This is a genomic window from Emticicia sp. GW821-FHT11C11 (assembly GCF_058808615.1).
Genome location: NZ_JBXARV010000003.1, coordinates 636,063 through 652,778 on the forward strand (window position 1 = coordinate 636,063; position 16,716 = coordinate 652,778).

At 43.1% G+C, this 16,716-nt stretch carries 17 protein-coding genes; 7 read left to right on the forward strand and 10 right to left on the reverse strand.

Going from position 1 to position 16,716, the window contains the following annotated elements; translation table 11 throughout:
* Positions 1 to 49: 49 nt before the first annotated feature.
* Positions 50 to 343, forward strand: a complete 294-nt coding sequence (locus AC1RRY_RS17795; protein WP_492822120.1) for a hypothetical protein — start codon at positions 50 to 52, stop codon at positions 341 to 343.
* Positions 344 to 546: 203 nt separating this feature from the next.
* Here AC1RRY_RS17795 and AC1RRY_RS17800 read toward each other — a convergent pair whose 3' ends face one another.
* From AC1RRY_RS17800 to AC1RRY_RS17810, 3 genes are all read right to left on the reverse strand, one after another.
* Positions 547 to 972: an SRPBCC family protein gene (locus AC1RRY_RS17800; protein WP_492822118.1), complete on the reverse strand. Its 426-nt coding sequence runs from the start codon at positions 970 to 972 to the stop codon at positions 547 to 549.
* A 31-nt stretch (positions 973 to 1,003) separates the two neighbouring features.
* A complete protein-coding gene (locus AC1RRY_RS17805; protein WP_492822116.1) occupies positions 1,004 to 1,336 on the reverse strand; it encodes a hypothetical protein in 333 nt (110 codons plus the stop codon).
* Between the two features lie 164 nt (positions 1,337 to 1,500).
* A complete protein-coding gene (locus AC1RRY_RS17810) occupies positions 1,501 to 2,196 on the reverse strand; it encodes a helix-turn-helix domain-containing protein (protein WP_492822115.1) in 696 nt (231 codons plus the stop codon).
* A gap of 276 nt (positions 2,197 to 2,472) precedes the next feature.
* Here AC1RRY_RS17810 and AC1RRY_RS17815 point away from each other — a divergent pair, with 276 nt between their 5' ends.
* From AC1RRY_RS17815 to AC1RRY_RS17835, 5 genes are all read left to right on the forward strand, one after another.
* Entirely contained in the window at positions 2,473 to 2,943 is a 471-nt protein-coding gene (locus AC1RRY_RS17815) for a hypothetical protein (RefSeq protein WP_492822113.1), read from the forward strand.
* 666 nt (positions 2,944 to 3,609) lie between these two features.
* A complete protein-coding gene (locus AC1RRY_RS17820) occupies positions 3,610 to 3,876 on the forward strand; it encodes a hypothetical protein (protein ID WP_492822111.1) in 267 nt (88 codons plus the stop codon).
* A gap of 915 nt (positions 3,877 to 4,791) precedes the next feature.
* Positions 4,792 to 5,793, forward strand: a complete 1,002-nt coding sequence (locus tag AC1RRY_RS17825) for a hypothetical protein (RefSeq protein WP_492822109.1) — start codon at positions 4,792 to 4,794, stop codon at positions 5,791 to 5,793.
* Between the two features lie 247 nt (positions 5,794 to 6,040).
* Positions 6,041 to 6,880 (forward strand): DUF2306 domain-containing protein, encoded by an 840-nt coding sequence (locus AC1RRY_RS17830; protein ID WP_492822107.1) that lies wholly within the window; start codon positions 6,041 to 6,043, stop codon positions 6,878 to 6,880.
* Between the two features lie 357 nt (positions 6,881 to 7,237).
* Positions 7,238 to 8,920 carry an ABC-F family ATP-binding cassette domain-containing protein gene (locus AC1RRY_RS17835; RefSeq protein ID WP_492822105.1) on the forward strand — a complete coding sequence of 561 codons (1,683 nt, stop codon included), beginning with the start codon at positions 7,238 to 7,240 and terminating at the stop codon, positions 8,918 to 8,920.
* An 87-nt stretch (positions 8,921 to 9,007) separates the two neighbouring features.
* Here the strand turns inward: AC1RRY_RS17835 and AC1RRY_RS17840 are convergent, their stop codons facing one another.
* The 3 genes from AC1RRY_RS17840 to AC1RRY_RS17850 form a co-directional block, all read right to left on the reverse strand.
* A complete protein-coding gene (locus AC1RRY_RS17840; RefSeq protein WP_492822103.1) occupies positions 9,008 to 10,156 on the reverse strand; it encodes a DUF4249 domain-containing protein in 1,149 nt (382 codons plus the stop codon).
* A gap of 243 nt (positions 10,157 to 10,399) precedes the next feature.
* Positions 10,400 to 10,534 (reverse strand): hypothetical protein, encoded by a 135-nt coding sequence (locus tag AC1RRY_RS17845; RefSeq protein ID WP_492822101.1) that lies wholly within the window; start codon positions 10,532 to 10,534, stop codon positions 10,400 to 10,402.
* 840 nt (positions 10,535 to 11,374) lie between these two features.
* Positions 11,375 to 12,298, reverse strand: coding sequence for a phosphoenolpyruvate carboxykinase (ATP) (locus AC1RRY_RS17850; protein ID WP_492822099.1), 924 nt, complete (start codon positions 12,296 to 12,298; stop codon positions 11,375 to 11,377).
* 90 nt (positions 12,299 to 12,388) lie between these two features.
* On the opposite strand from AC1RRY_RS17850, the gene AC1RRY_RS17855 reads away from it, so the two are divergent.
* Positions 12,389 to 14,227 carry an asparagine synthetase B family protein gene (locus AC1RRY_RS17855; RefSeq protein ID WP_492822097.1) on the forward strand — a complete coding sequence of 613 codons (1,839 nt, stop codon included), beginning with the start codon at positions 12,389 to 12,391 and terminating at the stop codon, positions 14,225 to 14,227.
* Between the two features lie 331 nt (positions 14,228 to 14,558).
* On the opposite strand, the gene AC1RRY_RS17860 is transcribed toward AC1RRY_RS17855, so the two are convergent.
* The 4 genes from AC1RRY_RS17860 to AC1RRY_RS17875 all read right to left on the reverse strand — a co-directional run bounded on the left by AC1RRY_RS17860 (position 14,559) and on the right by AC1RRY_RS17875 (position 16,508).
* A complete protein-coding gene (locus AC1RRY_RS17860) occupies positions 14,559 to 14,684 on the reverse strand; it encodes a hypothetical protein (protein ID WP_492822095.1) in 126 nt (41 codons plus the stop codon).
* A gap of 211 nt (positions 14,685 to 14,895) precedes the next feature.
* Positions 14,896 to 15,024, reverse strand: coding sequence for a hypothetical protein (locus AC1RRY_RS17865; RefSeq protein WP_492822093.1), 129 nt, complete (start codon positions 15,022 to 15,024; stop codon positions 14,896 to 14,898).
* Between the two features lie 177 nt (positions 15,025 to 15,201).
* Positions 15,202 to 15,462: a PqqD family protein gene (locus AC1RRY_RS17870; protein ID WP_492822091.1), complete on the reverse strand. Its 261-nt coding sequence runs from the start codon at positions 15,460 to 15,462 to the stop codon at positions 15,202 to 15,204.
* Between the two features lie 236 nt (positions 15,463 to 15,698).
* A complete protein-coding gene (locus tag AC1RRY_RS17875) occupies positions 15,699 to 16,508 on the reverse strand; it encodes an SDR family NAD(P)-dependent oxidoreductase (protein ID WP_492822089.1) in 810 nt (269 codons plus the stop codon).
* Between the last annotated feature and the right edge of the window lie 208 nt (positions 16,509 to 16,716).

The window sequence follows — 16,716 nt, forward strand, 5'->3', positions numbered from 1 at the left end:
GTTACCATAGCCGTTCTTATATGGCAAACCTTATAAACACAAACAGGGCATGAGAACCATTACAGCAATTTTATTGATACTCACACTGATAACTGCCATTACCTGTGCGGATTCTGATGGATACACCGGCGTGATTGAAAGTATTGAAAACGGGAAGGATGGCTATGTGGCTACGTTGAAAGATGAAAAGGGAGAGACCTTTGAGGCTATTTTCTCGATACCGAATATGGGAGCGGAATTTAAACGCTGGGAAGTGGGCAATGAGGTATGCATTAAGGGAGACACCATACATATTAATAATACCTACCGTGTAGTTGCCAGAAAGGCAGAGGGGAAGAAATGAGCGATTGGGTGATTTAGTGAATGAGTGAGTTAGTGATTTAGTGAATGAGTGATTAATGCATTGTAATAAATCACTCATTTAGTAAACACTCGCTTTACGCTCAATCACTCATTGCTTCAATCAGTAAATGTCATTCGCACGCATCAAATTCTGTAATTTTTCAATCACTAAATCACTAATTCGCTCATTCACTCAACTGTACCTCAATTCCCTTCTGCATAGGCTTTAAAATTGTTTAGTATGGCCTGCCAGCCCAATTGTTGCATTTCTATGGGATTTTGGTTTTCAGCGTCAAAAGTTTCTTCTACGTAGGTTTCAGTACCATCTTTATCGTTGAAGATAACACTTACTCTTCTGCCGTCGGCCATGGTATATTCTATTATCTGATTTTCAAGAATGTTATCATATACACCGCCAAAATCAAAGCTGAAGCTTCCGTCTTTAGCGGCCATGGTGTATACAAACTCACCACCAACGCGCAAATCGTTTTCTGCTTTGGGCGTATGCCAGTCTTCTGATGCGTTGTTCCATTGCATTACTATCTCCGGCGTATTGAAGTACTTCCAAACTTTTTCAATAGGGGCGTTTACTGTGGCTGATACAGTAATTTTTGTTGGTTGATTGCTCATAGTTTTTCTTCGTTTAATTGGTTATGGTTTGTTATACCTGGACACCTGTAGCCATAGGCAGCTTATGCTTGGTGTATTTACGGCGTTTGGGGCGCTCAATGTATGCCAATGGTTTTTTGTATTTTTTGCCCTTACCGGCCAGCAGGTAATCGCCAGATACCTTGTATTTCTCTATTAGAATGGTAAGCCACTCGAGTTGCAGAATATCGCGGCTATGGTCTTTGCGAAGCTGGTAAATATTGCGGCTGTTGATGTTGTTTTCTGTATAGAAATCGTTCATGAAGTGAATATGACCCATCTCCACGAGTTCGTCCAGAATTTCGAAGAAACGCCGGGTCACCTCCTGACTTTTATCAGATTGCATGTTAGTTAAGTTTTGGTTATACTAACAGCAAAGTTAATGAATGCCGGCAATGAAAAAACAAAAAAATGAGGATAGTTGATGGATTTCGATTATCCGGCAGTTTGTTTTGTCTGATAAAAACAACTCTTAGAAATAAGAGTCAGTATCATTGTTATAGGTTATCCTCAAAAAGACCGTTTAATTACCTTAAAAATCTTGTGCACGTCGTTCAAAGATAGTTTAAAATCAGCGTATTCGGGGCTGTCATTGCGGCTGTGGCAGGTAATGGTAGCCGTTTCTTTGTCGAAAGCCACAATATCTTTAAATAATACGTTCCGCTTGGTGAGTATAACCCATCCGAATTTCGATTCGCCGAAACCATCCATCCATAAATCCATCGGCTGCTCTTTGCCCAGCACAATGGCTCTGTCGGGGGTGTCGTCAATCAAGCCACCATTCATGCTGTCTCCCGAAATACGGAATGCAATGAAACTACCCCTTTCTATTTTGTCTACCATAAAAGGCACCATCTCTTCCGACTGGAAAGCGCCTGCTTCGCTGATTTCGTCGAGGTACCGCGCAAAGGCTTCAGAAGTAAGTAAAGGTGCCTGCACGATCAGGTCGCCGTTTTCATTGCTAACAAAATTATGAACGTTTCTATTCTTGTTACCGCTTTGCTCTACCGGTTTTTTATAACTGAGAAAAACTTCTTTGATTGTTCGCTCTGCCAGGCTGGACACATTCCTGTCGCCACTTTCCCACAACTGCACGGCTCTCATGGAAACACCAACAAGTTCGGCGAACTCTGTCTGTGAGAGCTTATTTTTCTTACGGAAACTCCTTATTTCTGTTCCGCTTACCAAAGGGATGCCTATGCTCATGATGTGTGTTCCGTTTAAAAAATAAAATTTATTTGTATATTTACTTGTATAATACGAACATGTTCGTTAATTTTGTTCATCATTTTACGAATTAGTAAATATTTTTCAACAAAAATACTGAAAATACGTAAATGTGCAATAAAAATTTTAAAAAATTCAGCCTTTTTGCTCTGAATTCACACAACAGATAACGTAATAGTAATGGCAGCCGGGTTTATCCGGCTGCTGAATGCCGCAGAGCCGGTCTGCCACGGCAGACCGCTTACAGGCAAATGAGTGGCCGCACAAAGAGATGATATGGAGAGGGGGAGCGAAAATAGCGGACCAGGTATTGAAATACCTGTAGAGGTGCAAAGTGCCAATGAAACTTGCCGGGTATATGTACTGAAAGACGGTGGAGTACCCGAACGAAAAAGCGAGTGTGAGGCTAACCACCATTTTACTGCCTCGCACCGGTTGCAGCAGAGAATTAATCACTGGGCAGAAATGGCACTGCTGATTAACGATGAGTTTGAGCAATCACCTGAAGGATTCGGTTTTCAGGTGAATAGCAATACACTGATGTGCGGTTTTATTAGTGGTTTTGACAGAGACAAAGGCGATGCCCGGACACCACCCGGCGAGACACCTGTTTTAGGGGAAGTGATACTGAAGTTTACTGCCGAAACTACCGCAAGAGAGGTTTACAGGTATATTCAGGAGGCCGTTGCATGTGCCAATGACGCATGGCAGATGATGGAAACATGAGCTGCGCAAGCGATAAAGAGATAGCTGTGATTAAAAAGACATGTCAGATTTGACGCGTGTGTTTGATTTAAATCCTCCTCCGGCTGGAGGAGGTATTTCTGAAAGAATACGGTTAGTTAAGTTTAATAGGTCTGAAAATCCCCTCCGTTTGGAGGGGCATTTTTACCAGACCGCTGAAAAGACGACCGAATGATATTTTGTTTTTAGGGTTAGAATAGATAGGACGATGAAAATACTCCCCCGTTTGGGGGAGGTATTTTTTAACCCGATTTAAGGTTGCAAAGGTAGTTTAGGTTATACATTAGTTTTAGGAACGATGAAGAGAAACCCTCCTTCATTTTGAAGGAGGTGTTTTTATCAGGTTTAAAACAAATAGGCGAGTAACCAAATGAATAAGATAATATTGAAAATAAACTATAGCCATGAATTAAAACATTGAAGAGCACAATTACAGATTTTATGAAATCATGTAAGCAAAGCCGGTAGATTTTACCGGCAACAGCCGCGGCTTATCGCTATACTTTTGCTGTGCGTATAGAGATAAGGGGTGGAAACATCTGCCTTTTTTGAATCAATCTTTTGCCCGTGACAATCGCTTCCCGGTTTGATTTCAGCATAAGGACCGGCCATCAATTAACCTTTTGTTAAACTCCAATCAATATAATTATGACTCTGTTTCGTAACTACCAACCTGCTGATTTCGAACTGATGCTGTTTCGTAACGTGAAAATTATCCAAAGAAATAAGCTGGTTATCAAGGGGAAGATACAAGACGTGATTCCGGATGAAACCAATAGCGGCTTGCACAAAATCAATATTCAGCAGGAATTTGTCTGTTCAGGCAAAGTGGGGAAAATCGTTCGGGAGGTCCGCCTGGCTGTCGCAACGGTCTATGTAAAGAATGTGGTAGAGATAGAGCTGCTGGATGACTGAGTTGGCCCTGAACACTGGTAACCTGATTGTTTTGATTTCATGAAGCCGACAGAGCATGCACGGGGAGGCTGCTATGTATTATGGCAGAATCGGCTACTATGCGAGGTATAATCAATGGAATCAGTTCAAGCAGATGAATCAGGGTTCAGACAGCCTCAGTGCAAGACAATAACCAAGGTGTGATGAATTATATTGACCTGATTAATCATTTCTGGCGTCTGGATGACGGTGTTCAATTTACGGGTTGGGAAACCAAACTCTATTTTTATCTGATAAAAACGGCAAATGGTTTGGGCTGGATAAATGAATTCTGGCATTCAGACAAACGAGTGTCTGTCAATGTCGGGATGAGCATCAATACGATGAAGACTTCGCGTAACCGTCTGAAACAGGCCGGGTTAATAGATTTTGTGCCGGGGGGCAAAGGACATGGCAACAAGACAAGGTATCAGATTCTGCCACCGGAAGCATGGATGAAAGGGAAACCGGAAATTATGAATAAGAAAACAGGTTCGCCGAAGAAGTATAGTTCCGAAACACCTCTGTTCAATACATCTGATGAGCCGGAGCAGCAGAATCTGACACCCAAGCTGACACCTGCCCCGAAGCCGGCATCTATGGTCGCAGATATTGAACCTCTTCATTTTGTGGAAGAAAACCGGATGCAAGCGGCAAAGCATGTTGCCGGAACCTTTACCAAAGAGCAACTGAAGGCCGATTTGATGGACAGTGAAATTTGTAAGATGGCCGCCAAAAACAATGAGATTAAGCCGGAAGAATATGGCAAGGCAGTAGAAAACTTTGTGGAGGTAAAGTTTGGGCTGGGCAAAGAAAAAAACTGGAAAGACATGAGTAATGCACGCGAGAACTTTATGTACTGGCTGCCTTACTATAAATCTAATCTGATTGACAAAAATGGAAAACGTAATACCTCAAAGACGACCGGTCGACAGATTGTCGAAGAGTCAGTTAACGACGACTCCGTTGTTGAACCGGGAGCAGACGGAGTCTTACGCCGAATTTCAGGAAAGGGAGTTCAGACCTTTGCAGGATGAGTTGTTCAGGGCGATTTTTCCGGTGCTGACCCAAAATGAGCATACAACTAAGCTGAATGAAACCATGCAGCAGGAATTTGTACAAGCGCTGGCCGACCGGCTGACGAGCGAGTATTTCTCTAAGGCATTTGAATATCTGAAAAAGCAACAAAAGCGGGAAGCCGCAGAAAGTGCTCAAAGGCAATTCGAGCTGAGAGATACACAGATTAAGGCGATGAGGAATGTATCGCCGGATGATTTCAAAAGCAGGATACTGGTGAATCTGGACAGACTGGTGCAGGAACGCAACCCCGGCAGGAAATTCAGGCTCGATAATTATTGTATCAAAGCCTTTGAGTTATGTCTGGGGTATTTTCATTCGGGCACAGGCTCTGTGATGGACAGAAACAAAGGTATTTGTCTGCTCGGCAGAGTGGGTACGGGTAAGTCGACACTGCTGGCAGCTTTTCAGGATAATCCGTTGGCTTCTTTCCGGATCGTGAAGGCGCAGGAAATTGTAGAGAGCTATGTAAATAATCCGGAACAGACCATGGAGCGGATTCTGACTGAGAAACCGGTTGCTGCTGATGAAAACATATACGGTTTTACGAGATACGACTTGCTGATTGAAGAAATAGGCCGGGAACAACTCATGGTGAATGTTCGCGGGGAATCATATAAGACCACGCCCGTAAATGTGGTAGAAAAAATACTGATGGAGCTTTACGACCATCCGGATATCAGGGTGCATCTGATCTCCAATGCTGAAACACCTGAAAAACTGGCTGCCCTCTACGGCGAAGCCGCCGCCAGCCGAATATACGACCGCTTCAATGTAGTAACCTTCGACCCCAAAGCTCCGAACAGGCGGTTTGTTGGCTGAGGGCATGGGGCGCGTGGCAGAGGGTTTTAGGGTGAAATGTAGTTTGTAGTTTTATAACCCAGAATAGCGTTTATTTCGATACTTTAGTTATACGGTTCATTGTGAAAACACGCTTTTAAATTATATTTGTGCCGAATTTATAGTCTTTCTTTGTGTTATATCAGTAAGCAGATATGCAATGATGTGAACTATAGCTGATTGACTATAAGTCTGAATTACCTGAACATAAACCGACACAGCCCTCACTATGTCAGCCACAAATACTTTATCCATCTCTAAATCTGAGAAGAGAATAGCATCAGTTTTACACTGGATGCGTTTTTTATTGGTTGTTACTGTCTGGACAAGCGCCGGGCTTTTCGGACTGTATATTCTGGCCTTTTATGCGGCGGCCTTGTATCAGGGTAATCTGGAGCGGTGGAATGATATGCTGCCCGGTATTTATTCCAGAGGGGCTTCGGCAGCTACTACCGGTATAGGGGTGCATTTTGCCATGGGAGGAATTATTCTGGTATTGGGGAGTATACAGTTGATTGACGGTATCAGAATCAAGTATCCTGCTGTTCATAGATGGATAGGGCGGGTATATGTAGTGGCCTGCTTGTTGGCTGCTGTGGGGGGTATGGTTTTTATTGTTGCCAAAGGTACTATTGGTGGTACGGTGATGGACATCGGCTTTGCCTTGTATGGCATTCTGATGTTTGTCTGTGCAGTTGAAACGTACCGGCATGCCGTGGCCGGAAGAAGCGAAACGCATCGTGCCTGGGCTTTGCGCTTGTATGCGCTGGCCATTGGCTCGTGGTTATACCGCATGGACTATGGGTTCTGGTTTTTGCTGGCCGATAAAGCCGGACATACGTCGGCATTCAACGGGCCTTTTGATTACGTGATGGACTTCTTCTTTTATATTCCTAACCTGTTGGTGGCCGAAATATTTATACGTGCCAGAAACGAACGCCGTAATTCAGTTGTACTGAATCTGGTTTTTATTGTTATCTTATTTGTGATGACTGCCTTCTTGCTGTTGGGTACTTACTTCTTTACCAAATTTTACTGGGGGCCAGCTATTATAGGCTGGTTGTTCTGAGGAAAAATGTAATGAATTGTTATGATAGAGACACATTGCTATGGGTCTCAGATGGGCAATCTTAACCTATAGATTATCTTCAAGAATTATTACAAAAAAACAAGCTTGTCGATAAGCCGTATTGCAATACGGCTCTACCAGATTATCGAACCTGCAAACCTGTATTTGCGCAAACCAAAACAATACCGTATCTTTGCAACGTAATTAAACCTGCAAGTAATGTAAGATACTAAGTGAAGAGCGCCTTGCTCTGATGATTCCGGAAAGGAATGTTTTGATAAACCAATTGTCAATCCGTTGATGGCTCCGCACAGGTGTTGTTAACCAACTTAGTAATCCATGTAATACCATTTTATCATGTTGGCCATCTGGCTTTCTGACAGCAAACCCGGTTTGCGTGTCTGGTTATGGTCTATTCTTCACATTTACATTATTTTATTCATGAGTATACTGGTAAACTCATTAGCATACCGTCATGCCGATCGGGAAATGCTGTTTGAAAACATCAGCTTTTCGGTGGGCAGAGGGCAAAAGGCTGCACTGGTCGGTAATAACGGAACTGGTAAATCTACCATTTTACGAATAATAGCCGGGCATTTACCGGCATGGGCAGGTGAAGCGATACCTGCCGAAAGACCTTATTATGTACCACAGCATCTGGGGCAATATGATGCGTTCACGGTGGCAGAAACCCTGGGCATTGCCGAAAAGCTGGATGCCTATGAAGCCATTTTAGGGGGGGATGCTTCCGCAGAGAATTTTACGGCGCTAGACGACGACTGGACAATTGAAGAGAGGGTGCAACAGGCATTTGACTACTGGCATCTGCAACATGTATCGCTCAGGCAGCCCATGCACCGGTTAAGCGGAGGCGAGAAAACCAAGGTGTTTCTGGCCGGTATTCTGATTCACGAGCCACAGGTTGTGCTGCTCGATGAGCCCTCGAACCATCTGGATGCTTTCAGTCGCAGGTTGTTGTATGATTTCATCGGCAAAAGCAAGGAGACGGTTCTGGTTGTAAGCCACGACAGAACGCTGCTGAACATGATGGAAGTGACGCTGGAACTAAGCAGATCGGGTGTTGAAGTGTTCGGAGGTAATTATGATTTCTATAAAGCGCAGAAAGAGGGCCAGCTGGAAGCCCTTGAAGCGCAGCGCGATGAAAAGGAAAAATCGCTGAAACAAGCGCAGCAGAAGGCGAGAGATATAGCCGAACAACGAAGGAAACAGGAAGTGAAGGGGAAAGCGCATGGGCAAAAACAGAACCTGCCGAAGATTGTGGCAGGGAATCTGAAAAGTAAAGCAGAAGTGAGTTCGGCAAAAATAAATGATACCCATCAGGAAAAAATAGGTGAAATAGGTGAAAGTCTAAAGGAAATCAGAAGCAGGATACAGGAGCGGCAGGTGCTAAAAATAGACCTTAGGAAGTCGGACTTACACAAAGGCAAAATTCTGATTGAGGCAAAGGAGGTGAACTTCGGGTACGGTGAGTCGTTGTTGTGGCCGCAGCCTTTGTCGTTTCAGATTCGCTCGGGCGACAGGGTAAGAATTGAAGGGAATAACGGTACAGGTAAAAGCACCCTGCTGAAACTGATGACAGGCATGCTTGAACCTTGTGCCGGAGAGATTTACCGGGCAGATTTTCAGTATCTGTACATAGACCAACATTATTCGATAATTGACGATAAGCTTACGGTTTTTGAGCAGGCAGAAAAGTTTAATTCCAGACTTTTGCCTGAGCATGACCTGAAAATGCTCTTGCATTATCACCAGTTTCAGCGGGAGACGTGGGACAGGAAATGTGAAGGATTGAGTGGAGGCGAGAAGATGAAACTGGTGCTGTGTTGCCTGGCTGTAAGTAACCATACACCTGACTTGCTGATTCTGGATGAACCCACCAATAATCTGGATGTTTACAGCCAGGAGGTGCTCACCGGGGCTATGAAGCAGTTCAGTGGTACCATGCTGATTATCGCACACGATACCCATTTTATTGAAGAAGTTGGTATTGATAAGCGGATTGAGTTGGGGATGGCATAGGGCAGAGAGCTTGGGGCAGAGGGGAAAAGGCAGATGGCAAGGGGCAGAGGGCATAGAGCATGGGGCATAGAGCAAAGAGAGGAGGGTTTAGTATTTACTGCTGAAAGTGCCAGCCCATCCATCAGGCACAAATGGTGTTCGGGTGTCGCTGTAGTAGCAAGTGGCCAGTGGTGGGCGTTGCAGGTCGGGGGACGTTCGCTCATAATTGGGCTCACGGCCTAGCATGCCATATCGTATCGGCGCAGTGGTGGCGTTTTTTCTGTCGAGCCAGTACAGCAACTTTTTAGAAGAACTGGCCATAAAGTAGCCTGCAATTTTCTCCTCAGGCTTCTTCATGTTTTTAACGTTACTAATAATGGTAGCGGGTGGTGGGTCAACCAGTGTGCCATTGTTCTGGTTTTGTTCCAGCAGTATTTTCAGGTACTGATAGGCACTTTTAGAAACATTGTATTGGTTTATTTCAATCAGGCAGCCTTCGGTTGAATAGTAGGGTATCTGCGTAATTAGCTTGTTAAGGAGCATTTTGCCATTAAAAAAGACATCGCTCATCACAATGGGTTTCGGATTTTTGAAAATCTCCCAGCAACTGCCGTTACAATTGTAGTCGAGAGTTCCATAAGATGGATACGGCTTGCAGCCGGGTTGGGGAGTCAATTCGTAGCGGCTTTGGTCGCAACTGGCGCAAATGCTTTGTTTTTCCCAATGTGTCCAACTCCATACATAATTGTTCTGGCTTTTAGCAGGATCTGCTACATCAATGTAAATATTATGAGCGGGTTGAGTTTTACCGTCTCTATCGGTTATGCCTTCAGAAGCGAAGGTGTCGTGTATTTGGGTAATGGCGGGTGCCTCCGGTACTTGCTCAACTGTTGATTCATAGGGTGTTCCGTCGGGCTTCCAGAAAAACAGCTTGTAGTTATGCCCTACTTGTGTGCGGAAGTTTTCAGGGAAATAATAATAACCCGAATACCCTTCTGTTAAATAAATACGGTTGACCTCATTAACCTGCACCTCTACCCGTAAGCCTGTTACCCCTTTAGAAGTAACATTGGATTGGTTATTGACAGACCAATAAATTCTGACATGCTGTTGCTGAGGTAAGTCGCTTAGGGTTGCATCAACCGTCAGAATCTCCGCTGTGCTTTCTAGGTTCAGGTTAAAAGGTTCTACGCAGGCACTTAGCCAGCAGGTAAAAAGCGTAATCAGTAAAACCGGTTTTCGGATAGTGGCAGGCATGTCACGGCGTTTTCGATGAAAATGAAACCGGAAGAAAGTTCGAAAACAAATATATGAAAAAGAATGTTTGCCTGACAACTTTTAAGTCAGAGTCAATCGGCAGTTTCAGCAGCCTATCGATACAAGAAAAAAACAAGGTGTAAAACACCTTGCTTTTTGGTCGTTTAACCTCTCACATTCTACCTTTAAAATACACATTTAATTTATTTTCTCTTCGTTGCAGGTATTACCTGCGGCGAATATTTATTGGCGAAGGATTGATACTCCACATATAAATCCTTTCAGGATCAGCGCATGCGCCTGTTTTGCAACAATCTGACTATTCTGAAGTGCAATACCAACACCGGGTATTGCCTGAAACAGTCTGTAGAAAGCCATGACCAACCAGTTAAACTGGCGGAGGCATTCATTATTCTTACGTACTTATGATTGCAAAAAAACGGTGCAACAGAACAAGCGCCTGCGCTGAAACTGAAAAGGGCATAAATAATAGGTTAATTCTAAATGGTTAGAAATACGCAAGCAAAGATAGGAGAAATTCTGAAATCTGAATGAGGGTAGAGGCGATATTTTTTCAGGTCTTGTCTGTGTTTTATTTTATGACATGTATCATGTTTTTATGTAAGGGTTGTCATAAATTAAGAAGAACAGCGTCACTAATTTTGAGTAGCATAATGAAACGCAGGGTAATGACATCACAGATTTGGTGAAAGATGTGCATTCCTTTTTTTGATTAGCTCATGTATTGAAGCGTGAAAAATTTGCACAACAGAGATATTAAAGGGCTTGTCGAAGGTTTGTAGAATTAGGTTCTGACAAATATGAAAAAGACAGGTATTGCCTGTCTTTTTTCTGAATCAGGATTGGCGAAAGACAGGAGATTTGTTATTTATGAATAGGAGCTGGACCATATCACGATGTTCAGAATAAGAAGGAGACAGGTACTGCCTGTCTTTTTTCCAAAAGCGACTGTTCAGGCTTGTTTATAAACAAACGCAAGGGTTTTCTATATTTTAGTATGTAGTAAATAGTCGTGAAAGATTCACACAACTCCTTTTAGGGAAAGATTTTTTCTAAAGCTTAGAATTAGAACAGTCAGGTTCGAAAAAGACGGGTATTGCCCGTCTTTTTTCTTGTATACAACCAGTTATGGCTCAGTGTTTACCCTTTCATCAGGTCTCACATTTATGCGGTACAGGTTCCGTTTTTATGATAAAACTACACTTCAGATTCGCTGTAAATGATGTTTTCAATAATTGCTTCGGCAAAAGGATGGAAACTATCGGCCTCAAGCGGTCTGGTGGCTTTCCAGCAGGGTACAGTATTGGCTATCTGCATGCTGAACAGAAACAACTGGCGGTTTTTGTTCATTTCATGCACCCATCTTCTGCCATAAATATTTTCATCGAGTTCCTGTACGATGGCAATGTGCCCCAATTGCTGAATGTCGATGTCGTTTCCGTTTTTTTCCAGAAATACAATGCCTGCTACCTCCACTTTTTCGTCAACGAAATCATCAGCAAAGGTAAAAGCGTATTTATCCATTCCTGTTTTGAATGGTTTCTTGTCTTTCTCATCATATATATCCTGTACTTCTACCACTTGCTGCCACAGCCTTGTTTGTGGGTAAGATGCCCTGGCGTAGCATTTATTGTCTTCAATGGTGAGTAGGGCGGTATCGTCGGTAAAGATGCGGTAGCCTTTCTGGCCCAGCATAAGTGCTGTAGTAGATTTGCCGGTTCCTGATGGCGCTCCGAAAAGCAGTACTTTTCCCGTTTCGGTAAATACACCGGATACATGCAGCAGAATAATATCACGTTGGAGCAATACTGCCGCCATGGCATAATTATAGGCGTAGACGAGCACCTCTTCTCTATTCTTACTTATAGGCTCTATTATGATATGCTCTCCGCCTGATACATAATAATGAGCCACATCCGTTACTTTTATGATTACCTCTTCGTCTGTCAGATCGAGAGTGGGTCTTTGAATAATTACGTTCCCTTTCAGTTGTTGCGGCATTTTACCGATGCTTACCCGTATGGGTTTGTCGGTATCAATTTCATCTTTTGCCGGGGCGAGGTCAGGTAATTCAATGGTTGAAACAACAGTAATTCCGTAAATCTGATATCGGTATTCCATTCGTATTTTTATTACAGCAGTTTCCTTTCAATCTTCAGATTCTTCGTATAAATTGAGCCTCTTTTAATTTTCAACTGCAATGTTTAATATATGAGTCATTATTGGGGCTGCGTCCGGCTGTCGTCCGCATTAGATACAAAAAGTGTCTATACAAAGATGCACCAAAGTATGGATTTCTTCAAGTCTGACGCCCATGTTTTTTTCGAATCTGCCGACGCTATTTTAGCCAATGAACTGCTGTTTACTACACCTGAGGCATCGAATTATCCCCATTTATGCCGGAATGAGCGGTTTGTACTGGTGGCTACCGTGAGGCTCGATAATCGTGTAGAACTGGCAGAAAAACTCAAACTGAGCGATTCACAAGCCGACCACGAGTATCTGCTGGCTGCCTTTACCGTTTACGGCAAAGATTGCGTAAAACATCTGTTGGGCGACTTCTCTTTTGTAGTCTGGGATACACAGCAGCGAACCCTGTTTATGGCCAAAGATCATCTGGGTATCAAACCGCTGTTTTATTATCAGGACAACGAAAAGCTGTTGTTTTCAACATCCATGCAGGCAATTAAAGCGGTAATAAAACCGGTGCTTAACCAACGCTACATAGCCATTGAGCTAAAAAACTATAATCCGGAAGTTGAAGAAACATTTTTTGACAATATAGTACGGCTGAAACCCGCCCATTATGTAATGGCCGATGCAGAACGGGGGCTTGGTAAGGTAGAAAGATACTGGGAACTGCAGGCAGTAGATATTTCGGCCTTTGCAAGCACCGAAGCCATTTATGCCGAACTCGGGCGACTTTTTACTCAGGCGATTGTCTGTCGTGCCCGAACTGATAAAAACGTAGGTTGCCAGTTGAGCGGAGGGCTCGACTCGTCGGCCATTGCGGTTTTACTCGCAAGGAATATCCCGAAGGAACGCCTGTTTACTTATTCGTTTGTGTTGTCGGATAAAACCCGGCCGTATTCCGAACGGGGTATTGACGAGCAGGGTACCCAGCAGGCGGTAATGGATTATGCAGGGCTGTTGCCTACCAACCACCGCAAAATTGAAGACTTCCATTTTAAAGATGTATTTGAAGAACTGGAATACTCCGACCTCGTGATGGGTGGCCATGCCAACTCTGACTGCCTCTGGCAGGATGTTATCTTTAAAGCCGGAGCGGCAGATAAGGTAGGCGTGATGATGAGCGGGTTTCCGGGCGACGAGTGCGTCTCTATCGGCGGTGCACAATATTTCTTTGAGTATCTGGCCAATCGCGACTGGAGAGCCATTGGTAGCTATCTGGCTAAAAACCGTCTGAAAGGCCTTAGAACCATTGGAGGTTATTACCGCTCGAAAATGAGAGGGTCTTATATGCGTAGCTATGATAAAATTCAGGCACGGCGAAATCTGCTGAAAAAAAACTCAGCATGGCATGGTTTATTGAACGACGACAGCTTTAAATTTTATCCCTCGTTCAAAGAATCTATCAAAAACCTGATAGGCAGGCCACATACCTGCCTGCGTACGGAGTCAGAGGGTGCCTATGCACAGATGCATGGTGTTGAAACGGTGTATCCGCTGGCGGATATCAGGCTGATAACGTTTGTGTATAGTCTGCCTGCAGGTATGTTTGAGCCCCGTCCTTACTCACGTGCAGTTTTCAGAAATATGTGTAAGGGCATATTGCCGGAGCAGGTACGTATACAACCTAAGTTCAGCGGAGCCATGACACTCGCCTTTGCCGAATACTGGAAGAAGAGGCGGATAAAAGACTTTTCGGGTTACCGGGTTACGGATGCACTTGATATGTTGATTCCGGCTAGTGAAGTAAAAACAGAGGAAGATCTGGATTTGCTCGCAAGGCGTATTTTGTATTATTCAATGGATTATTACATCAATAAATATACACAACAACAAACTGTGCCCGAACCGCTTGCCTGAATGACCTTATCGTGAGAAGAGATGTAAAAAATAGCCCGACTGATTTACAGCCGGGCCTGATTAATATTATTTGTCGTAATTGACTCACTTTTACTAGCCTAAATTGACAGAGAATGGATCAAAGTACAGATTTTTCGTTTCTGTAGAGTCCAATCCACTCTTTAATACAATCTTTTTCATTTGGGGTTTTACCCACTTTCTTTTCTTCGCGGTTACTTTCATATATAGTGATTAGTTTTTAAGACATATAAACGGTAAAAAAGCCGGAATACGCCCGCAATAGCATGACAAACAAAGTGAGATAATCAGACAGATTAAACCCTTTTAGTATTTACCATGATGCGCCGTCCGGACCAAACATTGAATCTTCTTCAGTACTATACAGGTAGCCGTTTTTCAATACAATTTTTTCCATTCGTGGAGATACCCATTTTCTTTTTGTAGTGGATGCTTTCATATAGTTAAGTGGTTTAATGGTAATGTTTTATATAATCTTCAAATATAGTACGATTTTATTAATGTATAGGGCTGTTGTGCTTAAGAATTTATTAAAATTGAGTAATTGGAATTGATAAGGGAAATAAAAAAAATCCGGCTGGTCACAGCCGGATTTTATCGTGCTTTAGAAGAGTTTTAGTCTGAAACTTGCAATTAACAACACTTTGCGTTTAAGGCAAGTCTACGCCGCTTGGGCTATAGTTTGAATCTTCATTAGGGTCTACCCAATACCCGCCTTTTAATACAATTTTTTCCATTTGTGGTTTTACCCATTTTTTTTTCTTCGCAGTTACTTTCATCAGTTTAGCAGTTTGATATTAACAATTATTTTTAAAGAGGTGCAATGCTAATTTTTTTTATTTCGTACTTGTTGTTTTAGAATTTTTACACAATAATCAGCTGCCAGACTATCATTCATAATTAATAGGATTGAGAGTATGTTTGTTCAGCTGAAAATTTAAGATTACCGGTTCTGGTTATTCAACAATATAGCTTTTCTGCAGCAATTCACTTACGGCCTCTTCTACTTCGGGTTTGCATTCTTCTTCCGTAATGTCATATTCTTCGCAAAGATTTTCTATGATTTCCGGTAGTTCAAGGCCATCTTCAATGCCTTTCAGGATTCTGTAGATAGTTTCATTAAGAGAGATGTAATCGTTGGTTTCCAGATCAAGAAGAACGCCCTCGTCACCCAAGGGTGTTAATAAAATTCTTTTTTCGTTTAGTTTGTATTGCATCAACATCAGTTTTTAAATTCCTTATTGTGTCATTTAAGGAGTCTGTGAATTAGAAAATATCTGCGAAATAAAAATAAAATGAATTTAATTGATAGTTTCGTTCTGTTTTTTTTTAGAATGCCCGCACTTTCGGATTTATCAGGATAAAAATGTTTATTTGATAACGCCAGTTTACAGTTCAGGCCTCTTCGCTATTGGGAAACGAAGAGGCCGGAAAAATATTTACAGATAAGCACTTACACCAGCAATAGACCGCCATCTACTACTATGGTACTACCTGTGATATAGTCTGATGCTCGACTGGCCAGAAACAAGGCCGCATTGCCGATGTCTTCAGGTTCGCCTATGCGCTGCAAAGGCAATGACTGAATAAACTGGGCTGTTTGTGCCTGCATGGCTTCCAATTGTTCTTTAGGAATGTTGTCGCCGGCCATTTTTTGTATGCCCGGTGTGTTAATGCCTCCCGGAGCGATGTCGTTTACGGTAATGCCATATTTGCCAGCTTCTTTGGCAAAAGCCCGGGTGAGCATTCTGACTCCACCTTTGGATGAATCATACGGCGACAGATTCCCGGTAGGTTTCAGGCTGTCGACAGACGAGATATTGATGATTTTGCCGCCATGTTTTTTCTCAATGAGGGTATTCACAAAGGCTTTTGACAGAAACGCCACCGTTTTCAGATTCAGGTTAAGGGTTTTGTCCCACATGTCTTCGGTCAGGTCGGTAATGGGCATGTATTTGAAAATACCTGCATTGTTAACCAGGATATCGACATCGCCAAATGCACCGAGGGTGTGTTCTATCACCGCCGTGAGCGAAGCGGTGTTGCTTAAGTCGGCCTGATGGTAGGCAACTTTACCTCCGTTCAGTCCGATTTCGGCCAGTGTTCCGGCGGCTTCCTGCTCACTTATAATGTCTACAATCATTACCGAGGCACCCGCCTGCGCCAATCGTGCGGCTATGCCTTTGCCAATACCCATTGCACCACCTGTTACAATAGCTGTTTTATCTGTTAAGTCGAAAAGTTTCTGAATTGCTGTATTCATTGGTTGTCTTGTTTATCTGATATTGTTCTGAACTGATTATGATGCAAAGCAACAGCGCGAGCAAATGAAAAATTATGAGCGAAATCAGAGTTGGGAATGACGTTGCGCAAGCGCAGGCCAAAAACTGATTTGAATCATACCCAACGCTGTTGTGGGTCAGGGGCCAGCCGGAGAATATCCTGCAACTTTGTAGTGTTAAACAACCGTG